The sequence below is a fragment of the Sphingobium jiangsuense genome (assembly GCF_014196495.1).
GTDB lineage: Bacteria > Pseudomonadota > Alphaproteobacteria > Sphingomonadales > Sphingomonadaceae > Sphingobium > Sphingobium jiangsuense.
The window spans coordinates 1-13,866 of the sequence record NZ_JACIDT010000017.1 but is presented as its reverse complement, the minus strand read 5'-3'; the positions used below and the strand labels follow the sequence as shown (position 1 = coordinate 13,866).

The 13,866-nt window shown below is 63.7% G+C and carries 15 protein-coding genes and 1 pseudogene; 4 read left to right on the top strand and 12 right to left on the bottom strand.

Features of this window, described 5'->3' with window-relative positions; translation table 11 throughout:
- Positions 1-53: 53 nt before the first annotated feature.
- The 12 genes from GGR43_RS18250 to GGR43_RS18195 all read right to left on the bottom strand — a co-directional run bounded on the left by GGR43_RS18250 (position 54) and on the right by GGR43_RS18195 (position 11,224).
- On the bottom strand, positions 54-806 hold the full coding sequence (locus GGR43_RS18250; protein WP_021244043.1) for an enoyl-CoA hydratase/isomerase family protein: 753 nt from the start codon (positions 804-806) through the stop codon (positions 54-56).
- A 14-nt stretch (positions 807-820) separates the two neighbouring features.
- Positions 821-1,993 (bottom strand): acetyl-CoA C-acetyltransferase, encoded by a 1,173-nt coding sequence (locus GGR43_RS18245; RefSeq protein WP_021244044.1) that lies wholly within the window; start codon positions 1,991-1,993, stop codon positions 821-823.
- A 42-nt stretch (positions 1,994-2,035) separates the two neighbouring features.
- Positions 2,036-2,812, bottom strand: coding sequence for an enoyl-CoA hydratase-related protein (locus tag GGR43_RS18240; protein WP_021244045.1), 777 nt, complete (start codon positions 2,810-2,812; stop codon positions 2,036-2,038).
- Between the two features lie 33 nt (positions 2,813-2,845).
- Positions 2,846-3,769 carry a 3,5-dioxohexanoate:acetyl-CoA acetone transferase gene (kce, locus tag GGR43_RS18235; protein ID WP_021244046.1) on the bottom strand — a complete coding sequence of 308 codons (924 nt, stop codon included), beginning with the start codon at positions 3,767-3,769 and terminating at the stop codon, positions 2,846-2,848.
- A 5-nt stretch (positions 3,770-3,774) separates the two neighbouring features.
- Positions 3,775-4,542 carry an SDR family NAD(P)-dependent oxidoreductase gene (locus tag GGR43_RS18230; protein ID WP_062066107.1) on the bottom strand — a complete coding sequence of 256 codons (768 nt, stop codon included), beginning with the start codon at positions 4,540-4,542 and terminating at the stop codon, positions 3,775-3,777.
- A gap of 28 nt (positions 4,543-4,570) precedes the next feature.
- Positions 4,571-5,353, bottom strand: coding sequence for an SDR family oxidoreductase (locus GGR43_RS18225; RefSeq protein WP_021244048.1), 783 nt, complete (start codon positions 5,351-5,353; stop codon positions 4,571-4,573).
- A complete protein-coding gene (locus GGR43_RS18220) occupies positions 5,343-6,218 on the bottom strand; it encodes an SDR family oxidoreductase (RefSeq protein ID WP_021244049.1) in 876 nt (291 codons plus the stop codon). Before GGR43_RS18220 ends, GGR43_RS18225 begins: the two co-directional genes overlap by 11 nt.
- A complete protein-coding gene (locus GGR43_RS18215; RefSeq protein WP_021244050.1) occupies positions 6,215-7,405 on the bottom strand; it encodes an acyl-CoA dehydrogenase family protein in 1,191 nt (396 codons plus the stop codon). Before GGR43_RS18215 ends, GGR43_RS18220 begins: the two co-directional genes overlap by 4 nt.
- A gap of 166 nt (positions 7,406-7,571) precedes the next feature.
- Positions 7,572-8,186: a winged helix DNA-binding protein gene (locus GGR43_RS18210; RefSeq protein ID WP_021244051.1), complete on the bottom strand. Its 615-nt coding sequence runs from the start codon at positions 8,184-8,186 to the stop codon at positions 7,572-7,574.
- A gap of 198 nt (positions 8,187-8,384) precedes the next feature.
- Positions 8,385-8,978 (bottom strand): NADPH-dependent FMN reductase, encoded by a 594-nt coding sequence (locus GGR43_RS18205; protein ID WP_031290697.1) that lies wholly within the window; start codon positions 8,976-8,978, stop codon positions 8,385-8,387.
- A 79-nt stretch (positions 8,979-9,057) separates the two neighbouring features.
- A complete protein-coding gene (locus GGR43_RS18200) occupies positions 9,058-10,272 on the bottom strand; it encodes an acyl-CoA dehydrogenase family protein (protein ID WP_021244053.1) in 1,215 nt (404 codons plus the stop codon).
- Between the two features lie 247 nt (positions 10,273-10,519).
- Positions 10,520-11,224: a glutathione S-transferase family protein gene (locus GGR43_RS18195; protein WP_021244054.1), complete on the bottom strand. Its 705-nt coding sequence runs from the start codon at positions 11,222-11,224 to the stop codon at positions 10,520-10,522.
- Positions 11,225-11,341: 117 nt separating this feature from the next.
- Between GGR43_RS18195 and GGR43_RS18190 the strand changes: the two genes are divergently transcribed.
- The 4 genes and pseudogenes from GGR43_RS18190 to GGR43_RS18175 all read left to right on the top strand — a co-directional run.
- Positions 11,342-12,118, top strand: coding sequence for an enoyl-CoA hydratase/isomerase family protein (locus GGR43_RS18190; RefSeq protein WP_021244055.1), 777 nt, complete (start codon positions 11,342-11,344; stop codon positions 12,116-12,118).
- A gap of 25 nt (positions 12,119-12,143) precedes the next feature.
- Positions 12,144-12,596 carry a MaoC family dehydratase gene (locus tag GGR43_RS18185; RefSeq protein WP_021244056.1) on the top strand — a complete coding sequence of 151 codons (453 nt, stop codon included), beginning with the start codon at positions 12,144-12,146 and terminating at the stop codon, positions 12,594-12,596.
- Positions 12,593-13,477: an HpcH/HpaI aldolase/citrate lyase family protein gene (locus GGR43_RS18180; protein ID WP_021244057.1), complete on the top strand. Its 885-nt coding sequence runs from the start codon at positions 12,593-12,595 to the stop codon at positions 13,475-13,477. Before GGR43_RS18185 ends, GGR43_RS18180 begins: the two co-directional genes overlap by 4 nt.
- Positions 13,474-13,866, top strand: a pseudogene (locus tag GGR43_RS18175) (hypothetical protein); the annotation flags it as partial. The gene GGR43_RS18180 and the pseudogene GGR43_RS18175, both read left to right, overlap by 4 nt.

Below are 13,866 nucleotides of genomic sequence, written 5' to 3'. Positions count from 1 at the left end.
TATGCAATGTTGTCGCATGGATGATCCTGGCCATCGCTGGTGCCTCTCCGATCCTAGCGGTTCGATAGACTGGCGAGGGTCGCTGCAAAGCGCGCCGACCGTCCCGCCTGGTGCTGAAGTTCCCGTTCGGTCGCGAGCGATTGCTCAAAAGTCTGGGTTTCGGCGAGAGCGGCGGCGCGCTTGGTCCCGGCGACGGCCAGGGGATCGAGCGTCGTTGCATTCTCGATGAGCGACGACAGAAGGGAAGCTACGGCGCCGGACTCGACAAGGCGGGAAACCATGCCGATGCGGACAGCCTCTTCGCCGTCGATCGTCTCGCCGAAGAGAAGCAGGCGCCTTGCCTGAATCGGGCCGACAGTTCGGGAAAGCAGCCAATTCAACCCGCAATCGGGGATGAGGCCGATCCGGGTGAAGGGGAAGGCAAAGCGCGCCTTCTCGGTGGCCACCACCATGTCGAAGGCGAGCACCAGCCCGCAGGCGCCGCCGACGACCAGGCCGTCGACCATGCAGACCGTGGGGCAGGGAAGGCCGGCAAGGCGTCTGAGCAATGGGTGATAGTGGTCGTCCAGCAGGGTTCCCAGTTCGCCCGCATGCGTCATGGGATCGGCAAGGTCGCCGCCGCTAGAAAAGGCTTTTCCCTCCGCATCGAGGATGAGAAGATGCGCGCTGGTCCGCTCTACCTCACCCAGCGCCTCGCCGATCTCCGCGAGCAGGGCACGACTCAGCACATTGCGCTTTTCCGGCCGGGCCAGCGTCACTCTCGCGACGCCGTCCGTGATGCCGAAATATATGTGCTGCCAACGCATGAAGAGCCTCGCTGTCAGAGAGCTTCGATGATCGTCACATTGGCGATGCCGCCGCCTTCGCACATCGTCTGGAGGCCATAACGCTTGCCGCGCTTGCGCAAGCCGTGAACCAGGGTCGCCATCAGCTTGGCGCCGGATGCGCCGAGCGGATGCCCCAGCGCGATCGCGCCGCCGTTGACGTTGAGACGGGCTGGATCGGCCCCGGTTTCCTTCAGCCAGGCGAGATTGACCGACGCGAACGCCTCATTGACTTCATAAAGGTCGATATCGTCGATGGTGAGGCCCGCGCGATCGAGCGCGCGCCGTGTTGCACGGATTGGCTCGTCGAGCATGATGATCGGATCGCCGGCGGTCACGGTCAGATTGACGATGCGGGCGAGCGGCGTCAGTCCATGGACTTTAAGCGCCGCCTCGCTCACCACCAGAACGGCGGCGGACCCGTCGCAAATCTGGCTGGAGTTGGCGGCGGTGACGACACCGCCCTCCTGCAGCGTCTTCACCGAGCCGATCCCTTCCAGGGAAGCGTCACGGCGAACGCCCTCATCGTGGACATGTAACTGCGAATTGCCCTGTGCATCAGTGATTGCGACGGGGACGATTTCATCGTCGAACGCGCCGGCATCGATCGCGGCGACCGCCCGCCGATGGCTTTCCAGCGCGAAGCGGTCGAGCGCATCCCGGTCGAACCCATATTTGTCGGCCATCATCTGCGCGCCGGTGAACTGGCTGAACTCGGCGACCCCGAACCGCTCGCGGATACGGTCCGCGAACGGCGTGCCCAGGCCCGCCTCGGCGGGGAGCTTCGTCGCGGTGAACATAGGTACGCGGGTCATGCTTTCGACGCCGGCGGCAAGGACCACATCCTGCGTGCCCGACATGACCGCCTGCGCCGCGAAATGGATCGCCTGCTGCGACGAGCCGCACTGGCGGTCGATGGTGACGGCCGGCACGGTCTCCGGCAGGCGGGACGCCAGCACGGCATGGCGACCGACATGGAAGCTCTGTTCGCCCACCTGGCTGACGCAGCCCATGATGACATCGTCGATCGCGGCGGGATCGATGCCGGTGCGGTCGAGGGTGGCGTTGAGAACTTCGGCGGCCAGCTCGACGGGATGCCAACCGGCCAGCGCGCCCTTCCTGCGTCCTCCGGCGGTGCGCGCCGCCGATACGATATAGGCTTCACTCATGGCTGAAATCTCCGGTGATGCTGAAGGGGGAGCAAAGCGTGGTCATTTTCCGCTCCACGCGCCTTTGCGCTTTTCGACGAAGGCGACCATGCCCTCGCGCTTGTCGGCGGTCGCGCACAGGCCATTGAACAGGCGGCGCTCGAACAGGAGGCCCGCCGAAAGACCCGTCTCGAAAGCGGCGTTGACCATTTCCTTGTTGGCGATGGTGGCGAGCGGAGGGTAGGCGGCGATCTCCGCCGCGGCCTTGATGGCGTCCTCCACAAGGGTCGCAGCGGGCACGATGCGAGACACAAGACCGGCGCGTTCGGCTTCATGCACGTCCATCATCCGGCCGGAAATGCACATGTCCATCGCCTTCGCCTTGCCGACCGCGCGGGTCAGGCGCTGCGATCCGCCCATGCCGGGCGCAACGCCCAGCTTGACTTCGGGCTGGCCGAATTTCGCCGTGTCGGCGGCGATGATGAAATCGGCCATCATGGCAAGCTCGCAGCCCCCGCCCAGCGCGAAGCCCGCGACCGCCGCGATCCAGGGCTTGCGCGTCGCCACGACCCGGTCGAAGCCGCCGAAATAATTTTCGCCGAACATCTCGGAAAAGCCGCGGTTGGACATTTCCTTGATGTCGGCACCGGCGGCGAAGGCTTTCTCACTACCCGTGAGCACCGCGCAGCCCTGGCTGGCGTCCGCCTCATAGGCCGCGAAGGCTTCGATCAGGTCGGCCAGCACCTGGCTGTTGAGGGCATTGAGGGCATCGGGACGGTTGAGGCGGATGAGAGTGACCGCTCCGTGCTGCTCCACGATGATCGTCTGAAACTGGCTCATCTTGTGTCTCCGAAAGTCGAAGCGGCGCCGGGGTCAGAACCCGACCTTGTCGCCGCCCTTGAGTTTGAGGATGTCGCGCGCTTCGTCGGGGGTGGCGATTTCGAGGCCAAGCCCTTCGAGGATCTGTCGGACGCGGATGACCTGCGCGGCGTTGGAGGGCGCGAGGACGCCCCTGTCGAGCCAGAGATTATCCTCCAGCCCGACGCGGACATGACCGCCCATGGCGGCGGCCTGCGCCGCGACCTGCATCTGGCTGCGCCCGGCGCCCAGCACCGACCAGCGGTAGTTGTCGCCGAACAGGCGGTCGGCGGTGCGCTTCATGTGCAGCACTTCTTCCGGGTGCGCGCCGATGCCGCCCAGGAGGCCGAAGCAGGTCTGGATGAACAGAGGCGCCTGAACCAGCCCCTCGGTCCAGAAATAGTGGAGATTATGCAGATGGCTGGTGTCGTAGCACTCGAATTCGTAGCGCGTGCCAGTGGCGTTCAGCGTGTCGAGCGCGTAGCGAATGTCCTGGAAGCTGTTGCGGAAGACGAGGTCATGGCTGGCCTCGAGCATTTCCGGCTCCCAGGCGTGCTTCCATGTCCGATCCTTCTTGAGCATCGGGAACAGACCGAAGTTCATCGACCCCATGTTGAGGCTGGCGACTTCGGGCTTCCACACTTCCGCCGGCTTCACCCGATAGTCCACCGGCATATAGGGCGAGGCTCCCGTGGTGATATTCACCACGACATCGCTGCCCTGCTTGATGACCTTGAGGAACGGCTCGAAATCCTCCGGCGTGTGAACGGGTTTGCCGGTTTCGGGATCGCGGGCGTGCAGATGGACGATCGCGGCACCCGCTTCGGCCGCCTCCAGCGCGCTTTGCGCGATCTCGGCGGCCGTCACCGGCAGATGGGGCGACATCGAAGGTGTGTGGATCGACCCCGTGATCGCGCAACTGATGATGACCTTGGACATGGAACTTACTTCGCGGCCATGCGGATCGATCCGTCGATACGGACGACCTCGCCGTTCAGCATGTCATTGTCGATCATGTGGAGCGCGAGCTTGGCGAACTCCTCCGGCTCGCCGAGGCGCGGCGGGAAGGGAACCGAGCGGCCGAGCGATTCCAGCGCCTCATCGGGCAGGATCTTGAGCATCGGCGTCAGGAAAATGCCCGGCGCGATGGTCAGCACCCGGATGCCGTAACGCGCAAGTTCGCGCGCGGCGGGAAGCGCCAGGCCGACGACACCGGCCTTGGAGGAAGAATAAGCGGGCTGGCCGATCTGTCCATCGAAGGCGGCGACCGAGGCGGTGTTGATGATGACGCCCTGGGTCTGCTTGCCGTCACCCGGCTCCTGATCACGCGCGATCGCGTCGGCGACGAGGCGCAGCATGTTGAAGGTGCCGATCAGGTTGATGCGTACGACCTTCTCGAAGGCCGAAAGCGCCAGCGGACCGTCCTTGCCAAGAATCTTCATCGGCGTGCCGACGCCCGCGCAGTTGACGAGGATACGCGGCGTGCCGAGTTCGGCAACGATCTGCGCGACCGCCTTCTCGCCTGCCTGTGCATCCGCAATGTCGATGGCGAACGCCTTGCCGCCGATCTTCTCCGCGACCGCGTTCGCCGCATCGGCGTTGAGATCCACGACCGCGACCCTGGCGCCGCCCTCCGCAAGCCTGATCGCCGTCGCTTCGCCGAGGCCCGAGCCGCCGCCGGTGACGATCGCTACCTTGTTGCCGATATCCATGGGTTTGCTCCTTGATGGTTTGCGCGCTTCATTCAGGCGCGTAGAGGTTGCCGAGGCGCATGCCGCCGTCACAGTCGATGGTGGTTCCGGTCACGAAGCTGGCCGCCTCGCTGCACAGCCAGGCCACCGCATTGCCGATGTCGATACGTTGGCCGAACCGGGGGAGCGCGAGCGCGCCGCGAATGCGTTCGGCGAGGTCCGCATCGGTCGCGAGCCGCGCCAGCCCCTCGGTGTCCGCGATCGGGCCGGGGGAGACAGCGTTGACCCTGATCCCTTCCGCGCCCCATTCGAGCGCCAGGCAACGGGTCAGCATGTCGATGCCCGCCTTGGCCGCGCAGGCATGGGCCTGCATGGGCATGGCGCGCTGGGCCTGGGGCGCCGTGATGTTAACGAGGACGGCGCCGGGACGCCTGAGATGCGGATAGGCGGCCGAAAGCACGTTGAATGTGCCGATCAGGTCGATGTCGACGATCGTCTTGAAAGCGTTGGGCGACATCTTGGCCGCCGGCACGAAGAAGTTGCCCGCCGCGCCCGAGAGAACGATATCGATCGGCCCCTTGGCATTCGCCACCTCTTCCATGATCGCCTGCAGGGCGGCAGGCTCGCGGACATCACCGGCATGATGCGTGACGTCCACGCCATCGGCGCGCAGCGTGTCGGCCGCTGCGGCGATGCGATCCTCGGAGCGGCTGACGATCGCCAGGCGCGCGCCCAACGAACCCAGCCGATGGGCGACGCCCAGGTTGATACCGCTCGACGCCCCGACGACGATGGCATTGCGGCCCGAGAGACATTGCGGGTCAAGCGACATGGATTTCTGCTTTCTGAAAGGAGTCGGAGAAATAGACCGGACGCTCGATCGTCCAGAGGTCGCCCCACAGGGCGCCGCCGCCATCGGCCGTGATGGTCGTGCCGGTGAGGAATCGCGTGGTGTCGCTGGCGAGAAACGCGATGATCTGGGCGATGTCCCAGGGATCGCCGGTCGCGCGCTGGGGATTGGCGCGGGCGAAGGCGGCGCGTGCGGCTTCCGGATAGACAGAGAGGCCGCCGCTATCGACAAGACCGGGCGCGAGGCAGTTGATGCGGATGCCATGGGGCGCCCATTCGACCGCGGCGGTGCGGGTCACATTCTCGACGCCGGCGCGCGCGGCGGCGCTGTGCGCGATGCCCGGCATGCCGCGGCCGTTGGCGGCCGTGACATTGACGATGACACCGCCCCTGCCTCCGTCGATCCATCGCCGGGCCACGGCCTGCATCATCAGCCAGCACCCCGTCAGATTGGTTTCTATGACGGCCCGCCAGCCCTTGGGCGCGATCTGCGACGCGCCTTGCGCGAACTGGCCGCCGGCATTGTTGATGAGGATATCCGGCAAGCCGAAACGCGCCGCTACGGCGTCCAGCAGCCGTTCTATCCCGGCCTCGTCGCGAATATCGCAGGGGTGGGCGAGGATGGGCCAACCACGCGCGTCGAAGGCTGATTGCACCGCTTCGAGCCGTTCGGGGTTGCGCCCGCAAATCGCAACCCTTGCACCGAGACGCGCCAGCACCCATGCCGCCGCTTTGCCGATCCCGCTGCCCCCGCCCGACACGATGGCCGTGCGCCCGTCGAGCAGGCCGGACGCAAGCGCCAGCGGAGCATCGTCCAGCCGAAGATCATCGACAGTACGCGCGCTCATTTGAGCAGTTCGCCGGCGATGATGAGCTTGCGGACCTCTGTGGTTCCCGCGCCGATCTCCATGAGCTTGGTGGCGCGGAAGAGCCGGTTGATCTCCGACTCCCAGATATAGCCGGTGCCGCCATGCACTTGGACCGCATTGTCCAGCACCTGGTTCATGGTGTTGGCGGCGTAGAGGACCGAGGCGGCCGTCAGGGCGTGAATCTCGCCGCGTCCGCCCTCGCCATGCCCCAGTTCGGAGCAGCGCGAGAGAACCTGATAGCAGAAGCCGCGCAGCGTCTGGACGGCGACATACATATCGGCGAGGCGCGACTGCACCATCTGAAACTCGCCAATGGCCTTGCCGAACTGTACGCGGGTCTTGGCATAATCGACCGACAATTCGAGCGCCCGTTCGCAAATGCCCAGGCACAGGGGCGAGATCATCGCGCGTTCGAGATCGAGGCCGCTCATGACGACCCGGACGCCGCTATTCTCCTCTCGCAGCAGATTGGCGGCCGGTACGCGGCATTCGTCGAATACCAGCTCACCGGTCTGGCTGCCACGCCAGCCCATTTTCTCGAGCTTCTGGGCAACATGGAAACCCGGCCGATCCGTTTCGACGACGAAGGCCGAGATTCCCTTGGCTCCCGCCGCCGGATCGGTCTTGGCATAGACCAGCACCACGTCAGCGACCGGGCCGTTGGTGATGAAGATCTTGGTGCCGTTGAGCACATAGTCGTCGCCATCCCGGCGCGCGGTGGCGCGCATCGAACCGAGCGCGTCCGAACCGGCACCGGGTTCCGTCAGCCCAAGCGCACCGGTCCATTCGCCCGAGCACAGCCTTGGCAGGAAGCGCGTACGCTGCTCGTCGTCAGCATTGGCATAGATGTTGTTGAGGCAAAGATTTTCGTGAACGACCCAGCTGAGCGCGAGGGCATGGTTCCATCGTGCGAAGGCTTGCGCGACAAGTCCAGCGGTGAAAATGTCCGACTCAAGCCCGCCGAACTGCGCCGGAGTCGTAATGCCGAGATAGCCGGCATGGCCAAGCCGCCTCATAATATCGACCGGCCACCATTCCTCGCCATCCATCCGCTCGGCAAGCGGATAGAGTTCGGCGCGCGCGTAACGGTCGGCCTGGTCGAGAATCTCCTGACGCTCGGTATTGAGCCGATATGTCCACGCCTCGGATTGATCGCTTTCCGCCATGCCGCATGCATCCTCTTCCGCCATTGATCAGGCTGTGAATCGTCTCCTAGCAGGAATGTGCATTATGGCAAGTATTCTATTACGACACTATTCAGAACTGCGGCAAATGGGCATGCAAACGCGGCCCTCATGCGAAGGCCGCGATGAAAAGAGAATGACGCTGAATTTAGCGTGTTGGCGGATGCGACCGCTCGTTGGCCCCTTCGATCTCACCGGGCGGGGGCGCAAGGTGCGGGATTGCGCCGTTGAGGCGCGCTTCACGGGCTGAATTGCGGAACGATAAGGCAAAGAAATCGACGCCCCAGCGCAATTCATCCGTGGTTAGATGCGATAACTGGCCCGCCAGATAGTCGACCGACGCCTTGACCATTCCGTCGACGAACTTCTCGCCGGCCTTTGTCAGTCTGACGACTTTCTCACGCCCCGAATCAGGATTCTCGATTTGCGAAACGAGAGAGAGGGGCGGCTTGGACAATTCGCGCAACAGCTTCGATACGTTTGAATTGCTCATCTCGAACCAAGTGGCGAGGCGAGTTTCGATATCCTTGCGCCGCACCCAACCGGCTGCATCCGCGCGCGAATGAATGAGCCACAGGATCGCCGCCTGCTTGCGAGAGATGCGCCCCTGACACATCACCGTTTCGAGGTCCATGCCGATCCGATAGTGGATCGGATAGAAGAAGTTCAGCAACTCGCCGACCAACGGGAGCGGCGGGCCATATGCCGGCTCGGCTACCGCATCATCCTTCCTCTTCTGCCGGGTGGCCGTTTGCGCCGTCATCTACGTCCTCGATATCTGCCTGCGCCCTTCATAGAATATTCAGTGGCGCTTGAAAACATTACAATCAAAGGACAATGACGAAAGTGTATTATTGTGCGATCTGATGTGGCGTATGCGTGCGATTTGGGGGCGTCTCCATGAAAGAGCAAATCTCTCAAAGCGCCTCTCCGACCAGCCGATAAATGTGCTACAATCAGGCTATGGTGCGGGTTCCCCGCCGCCGCTAGCCGTGCGGAGCCGCGCGAAATCATATACTTGGCGCCCGACCAAAGCGAGTTGATCGCAAACGGCCGCGTCCGTGCATCTGCCATCCCTGAACAGGCCTCCGGAACTGTTGACAGCCGCGCCAAGCGGCGTCGGCCATCCCCGCAGGGCGTGGGTGATCGAGCGAAGCGCAGCGAGGGTAGACCCTGTTGCCTGCCAGCCATAGGCGGTAGCGATCAAACCGACCGGAACACCGTCCAGATAGGCACGGGGATCTTTCGCGGTTTCTTCGACATAATCGATCGCGTTCTTGACCAGGCCGGAAATCGACCCGTGATATCCCGGACTGGCGATGATCACGCCGTCGGCGCGCCGCACCGCGTCAACCAGCGTTCTCGCCTCCGGAACATCCATGGCGCGAGGGCTGAGGTAGTGTGGTAGTCGGCCCAGGTCCGCGCCGCCGAACAACAGCGTCCGCGCACCCAGTTGTTCGGCCGTTGCGAGAGCCATGGCAAGGGCCTGCTCGGTTGATCCCCCAGGAGAGACCGTTCCGCCTATGCCGAGAATGAAGGGCGATGCAGCAGTCATGAAATAATTACCTTCGCCGGGAAGAGGGCGAGCCCAGGGGCCGGCACCGGCGCTTACGTGCCGGTGCCGGACAGCGACCTTAGCCAAGTACGCCGAGTTGCGATTTCCCAAGCAATTCGTAAACGGCATCTCCGGAAAGTGGGTGGTAGATGCCGGCGCGCGCGTCGCGGAACGCGCGCTCCAGCGGTCCACCGCGCCGGATCGCTCCGCCGCCGGTCAGGCGCATGGCGATATCGGAAACCCGCACGGCGGCCTCGGTCGCGGCGATCTTCGCGATCGAAATCCGTGCAGGGCGCTCAGCCGCGCTCCAGTTCGCATCTTCGCCTGCCGCCAGAAGGTCGGCGGTTCCGCGCACTGCGCGTTCAGCCAGTTCCAGTTCCACGATCGCCTGGCCGAGCTGGTGCTGGATATGCCCCACGTCCCGGACCATCACGTTCGCGCCCGACACGGTATGGCCGAGCGACTTCTTCGCGAGCGAATCCCGAACCAGGCGCAAGGCCCGGTCCGCAACGCCCAGATAGACGCCGGCGAACGGGAAGCTTACCCATTCCATTTCGCCGATCAGGCCGGTGCGGAACGGGCCGCCATAACCGTCGGCGGGCACCGGCACCTTGTCGAACACGCAGGTCTGCGTGCCCGAAGCCCGCATGCTGAACGTATCCCAGGTACGCTGGATGCTGATCCCCGGCGTGTTCACCGGAACAATGAAGACCGACTCGCGTGCCTTGTGCTCTTCATAGTCCTCCGGAACCTTTCCATCGGCGTCGGTAATGGTGGCGTTGAAGGTGACGATGTCCGCCCCCTCGATGAAGGTTGCCCAGTTCTTCTTGCCCGAAACATGCCATCCACCATTGCCGTCGGGGACGGCAACCGTATCCGCGATGGTGGAAAAGCCGGCGCGTTCCTCGCTGAACGGACCGGAGATCAGGGCATTGTCCTCGACCACCTGCCTGAACAGCCTGGTTCGCGCTTCCTCCTGCAAGAGATCGCGAAAGATGCCCACCATCACATGGTGCATGTTGAAGGACAGGGTGATCGCCGGATCGCCCCAGGAAGCCAGTTCCTTCTCGACCAGCGCCACGGTCCACAGGTCGGCGCCGAAGCCACCATATTTCTTGGGAACGATGAGCTTCGCGAGACCGCTTTCCTTGTAGAGGGGGACGAGTTCGAGCGGCAGTTGGTTTTCTTCGTCGGCCTTGGCGCCTACCGCCGAAAAGCTCTCGGCGAGCTTGCGCGCACGCGCCACGAGATCGTCACGTTCGGCCGGTGTGATTTCGATACTATGCTTGCCCATGGGCCTCTCCTTCGCATCTGCAGAGATCGCGAAAATGGGCGATCTTGCGACTGGCTACGCGCCGATCGGTCGCACCAGGGCAGGGACTCGATCGCTTGAAATCCAACCTGTTTCCGGGCGGAAATGTAAGCGGTTCGGCCTCGATCACGGCATGTTCCCGATCAGCACTTGGGGTTCTATCTAGCCAAACACTGCATTTTGGCAAGTGTTTATTGAATGAACAAAATGGCGCTTGCGATGCGCTGTCTCACCGGATGGCGGGGCCTCCCGTCAGGGCCTCTACGCGCTCCATCCACGGCAATATGGCAGGCTCGCTGCGCAGCACGTCCAGGCCGCGCCCGGAACCGGCGACACATTCCAGTTGGGACACCACCGCAATGTCCGCCAGCGTGAGGCTCTCGCCAACGAGGAAGTCCCGACCATCCAGCAGGGCGCCAAGCGCCCGCGCGTGGCGTTTCAGTTCTTCCAGAATGTCGGCTTCGCTCCGGCGCGCGAGGCCCTGTCCGGTTCCTTGCTTTCGCGTGAGATAGGGAACCAGCGGCCGGGCGATGCGCCGCATCAACGCATTGTCATATTTGAGGATTTCGCTCACCCAGCGTTCGCGGTCATAAGGCCAGGTGAACCGCATCGTCATCTCGAAGAAATAGAGGCTCTCGTCTGCCCAGTCTTCCAGCAGGTCGACCAGCGCGCGGGCCTTCGGCTCCTGCGGAAAAAGGGCGGGCTGGGGGGCGTGGAGGTCGAGCGCGCGGCAGATGTCGCTCGAATCGTGCAGGACGCGCCCATCCAGTTCAAGGATCGGAACCTTTCCGACCGGCGACAGCCGCTTGAGTTTGCCGAGGTCCGCCATGGGCACATTATGCACCGCATAGTCGAGGCCTTTATAGGTGAGAACACGCCGCACCTTGTCGCAAAACGGTGAAATTTCCAGTTGATGGAGGATGATCCCTGCCACGGCGCTCTCCCGTCATTCTTAAAACTGTGCATTGACGACACTATTTAGGGAAGATAGGGTTTGGGCGAGCTTGGGTCAATGCACATCACAAGCTCGGCAATGAGAGGATAGCGTCCTATGGCCCTTGTCGAATATGCGCGTGAAGGCGCGGTAGGGCGGTTGACCCTCAACCGCCCGGAAGCAGGAAACGCCGTCGACCCTGAGTTCATTGCCGATCTCGCAAAAGCGATTGAGGCCGCCTGCGCCGATCCGGGCCGCGCGATCCTGATTGACGCGCGCGGCGCGAATTTCAGTCTTGGCGGTGATGTTCGTCATCTCGCCGCTTCAGGAAATGGCGTGGCGGATGTCCTGCGCGATATGGCCGCCCGCTTCCATGAAGCCCAGCTCAAGTTGTGCGAACTGCCCCTGCCCATTGTTTCCGCCGTCCAGGGCAATGCGATTGGCGGCGGCTTCGGACTCGCGCTTTCGGCCGATTTCATTCTGTGCGCCGACACGGCTCGGTTTTCGACCGGCTATTCCCGCCTGGGCCTGAGCGCCGACGCGGGCGTCAGCTACTTCCTGACCCGCGCGTTGGGGGCCAGGCGCGCGACGGCGCTTCTGATCAGTTCACGTTTCCTGTCGGCGCAAGAGGCGCGAAGCATCGGAGTCGTGGATGAGGTCGTGCCCGAAGCGGACCTTCAGGGCAAAGCGGTGGCCTTCGCCGATCAATTGGCTTCGGGGCCGACAGCGGCCTATGCGGCCATCAAGCGCCTCACCGAGGCGGCCAGGACATCGGGACTGGCAGACCATCTCGATCGCGAAGCCACCGAAATTGTCGCCCTTGCATCGGGCGATCAGGTGCCCTGCGCGATCGACGCCATCGCAACCCGTAAGCAGCCGGTTTTTCAAGGCTGAACCAACAAGGACATCAAGAATCGACATGGCCGGATTATATTTCGAGGAATTGGCGCCGGGCCTGATCCTGGATCATGCAACCAGGCGCACCGTTACTGAAACGGACAACGTCCTGTTCACGACGATGACGATGAATCCCGCGCAGATCCATCTCGACGCGGACTATTGCGCGCGGACGGAATTTGGGCAGCCGCTCGTCAACAGCATCTTCACCCTTGGCCTTATGATCGGTCTTTCGGTTGGCGACACCACGCTGGGCACGACCATCGCCAATCTCGGCATGACAGATGTCGGCTTTCCGGCTCCCGTATTCGTGGGCGACACCATAAAGGCTCGAACCACGGTCAAGGAGGCCCGCATCAGCAAATCGCGGGATGATGCCGGCATCGTCACCTTCGAGCATCAGGCCTTCAACCAGAAGGACCAACTTGTCGCCCGATGCCTGCGCGCCGCACTGATGCTGCGGCGATCGGTATGATGCTGCGCTCCTTCCTCTTTGTCCCCGCGGACAATGAGCGGAAGATCGCCCGAGGGCTGCAATCGGAAGCCGACGCCTTGATCCTCGATCTGGAGGATTCCGTGGCGCCCGACCGCAAGGCGGAGGCCCGGAAGCTGCTCGCCGGCCAACTCGCCGATCTCGATGGCAGCACTGTGCCCAAGCTCTATGTGCGGATCAATCCGCTCGACAGCCCCCATGTACTCGAAGACCTACTCGCGGCGACTCACGCGGCCGTCGCCGGCATCGTTCTCCCCAAGGCTTGCGGCCGTCACGACATCGATCGTTGCGGGCATTACCTGGATATGGCGGAGAGCGCGAAGGGCATCGCTCCCGGTGCCATCGGCATTCTCCCCGTCGTTACCGAGACGGCTGCGGCGGTGCTCAGATTGCCGGAACTCACCGCGCCGATCGGGCGGCTTCATGCCTTGACCTGGGGCGGCGAGGATCTGGCGACAGTGCTTGGCGCCCGCGGGAACAAGCGTCCGTCCGGCGAATGGGACGACAGCTTTCGCCTGGCGCGCGCGCTTGCCCTTCTGGCCGCGGCGGCGTGCGACGTGCCTGCGATCGATACGCTTCATGCCGATTTTCGTGACGGCGAAGGATTGCGGGCAGCCGGTCTTGCTGCACGGCACGCCGGCTTTGCGGGCAAGATTGCGATCCATCCCGATCAGGTTTCCGTCATCAACGAGGTCTTCGCGCCGAGCGAGACGGAGATCGAGGACGCCAGGGCAGTCGTCGCGGCCTTCGCCGCGTCGCCTGGAAGCGGCGTCGTGGGACTTGGCGGCCGGATGCTGGACCGTCCGCATCTTGTAGCCGCGCAACGGCTGCTCGCGACAACAGGAGAGGTACTTCAATCATGACCGACGATCCGGGCGCGATCCTTGAAAGCCAGCGCGCGCAATCGCGCGATCCATCGCCCGTATCGGCTGCGCTGCGCAAGGACCGCCTGCGGCGCGCCATTGAGGCTCTGTCGAGTCATGAGTCCCGGTTCTGCCACGCGCTGGCTGAGGATTTCGGTGTCCGCGCGCGCGAGCAGTCCCAGCTCTACGACATTGTCGCGTCGCTCCAGACCTTGCGGCATACGCTCAAGCATGTCGATCGCTGGATGCGGCCCGAACGGCGGCCTGTGGACATGGCGCTCCGCCTGTTCGGCGCTGTCCGTCGTCAGAACATTTGGCACAACTCGCGGCGTAAATTAGCGGAGTGCGGGCCTCGTCCTGGGGTTGATATTAAGCGGCGATCTTGCGGT

Bases quoted from the DNA above. Each gene is read 5' to 3' on its own strand.
- GGR43_RS18250 (WP_021244043.1), bottom strand. From the start codon at position 806: ATGCGTTGGCAGCACATATATTTCGGCATCACGGACGGCGTCGCGAGA.
- GGR43_RS18245 (WP_021244044.1), bottom strand. From the start codon at position 1,993: ATGAGTGAAGCCTATATCGTATCGGCGGCGCGCACCGCCGGAGGACGC.
- GGR43_RS18240 (WP_021244045.1), bottom strand. From the start codon at position 2,812: ATGAGCCAGTTTCAGACGATCATCGTGGAGCAGCACGGAGCGGTCACT.
- kce (WP_021244046.1), bottom strand. From the start codon at position 3,769: ATGTCCAAGGTCATCATCAGTTGCGCGATCACGGGGTCGATCCACACA.
- GGR43_RS18230 (WP_062066107.1), bottom strand. From the start codon at position 4,542: ATGGATATCGGCAACAAGGTAGCGATCGTCACCGGCGGCGGCTCGGGC.
- GGR43_RS18225 (WP_021244048.1), bottom strand. From the start codon at position 5,353: ATGTCGCTTGACCCGCAATGTCTCTCGGGCCGCAATGCCATCGTCGTC.
- GGR43_RS18220 (WP_021244049.1), bottom strand. From the start codon at position 6,218: ATGAGCGCGCGTACTGTCGATGATCTTCGGCTGGACGATGCTCCGCTG.
- GGR43_RS18215 (WP_021244050.1), bottom strand. From the start codon at position 7,405: ATGGCGGAAAGCGATCAATCCGAGGCGTGGACATATCGGCTCAATACC.
- GGR43_RS18210 (WP_021244051.1), bottom strand. From the start codon at position 8,186: ATGACGGCGCAAACGGCCACCCGGCAGAAGAGGAAGGATGATGCGGTA.
- GGR43_RS18205 (WP_031290697.1), bottom strand. From the start codon at position 8,978: ATGACTGCTGCATCGCCCTTCATTCTCGGCATAGGCGGAACGGTCTCT.
- GGR43_RS18200 (WP_021244053.1), bottom strand. From the start codon at position 10,272: ATGGGCAAGCATAGTATCGAAATCACACCGGCCGAACGTGACGATCTC.
- GGR43_RS18190 (WP_021244055.1), top strand. From the start codon at position 11,342: ATGGCCCTTGTCGAATATGCGCGTGAAGGCGCGGTAGGGCGGTTGACC.
- GGR43_RS18185 (WP_021244056.1), top strand. From the start codon at position 12,144: ATGGCCGGATTATATTTCGAGGAATTGGCGCCGGGCCTGATCCTGGAT.
- GGR43_RS18180 (WP_021244057.1), top strand. From the start codon at position 12,593: ATGATGCTGCGCTCCTTCCTCTTTGTCCCCGCGGACAATGAGCGGAAG.